Origin of the sequence: Bradyrhizobium sp. NBAIM08 (assembly GCF_020193935.1) — a bacterium.
Lineage (GTDB): Bacteria > Pseudomonadota > Alphaproteobacteria > Rhizobiales > Xanthobacteraceae > Bradyrhizobium > Bradyrhizobium yuanmingense.
In genome coordinates this window covers 1-424 of sequence record NZ_JADYVR010000655.1, presented here as the reverse complement: position 1 = coordinate 424, position 424 = coordinate 1, and the positions used below count along the sequence as shown (strand labels likewise).

The following is a 424-nucleotide window of genomic DNA, read 5'->3' as shown; positions in this document are numbered from 1 at the left end:
CGATGGGCTTACGCAGGTTGCCGTAAAGCTTGGTGCCTTCGTATGGGATCTCGACACGCTCGCCGGGCGGACGCAGGTGCGGCAGCGCCTTGTTGCGGCACTCGACCGCTTTCATGTTCGCCTGCTTCATCTGGGCCATGTCGTTCACGAACAGAAACTTGCCGAAGTGGTAGCACACTGCCGCGCGCGTCCAGTGCTCGGCCGCCGAAAGCTTGTGGCCTTCCGCAAACGTCTGGTCCCCGAGCTTCTCGTGAATCGCGGCGCGCGCGCTCCACGCGCTGCACCAGTCTTCCCAGCGCTCGATGCCGCCGGTGACTTCCTGGAAGTCGGTGAGCGGCACGCCGTTGATCACGAAGCGCGGCGCCCAGTGCGAGATCGCGGCCTCGACGCGGGGGTCTTTATTGGTTACCGGGGTATCCATGGT

The 424-nt window shown here is 64.4% G+C and carries 1 pseudogene; it reads right to left on the bottom strand.

From position 1 onward, the window contains the following. Positions 1-424: pseudogene (locus I6F37_RS41420) on the bottom strand (esterase FrsA); the annotation flags it as partial.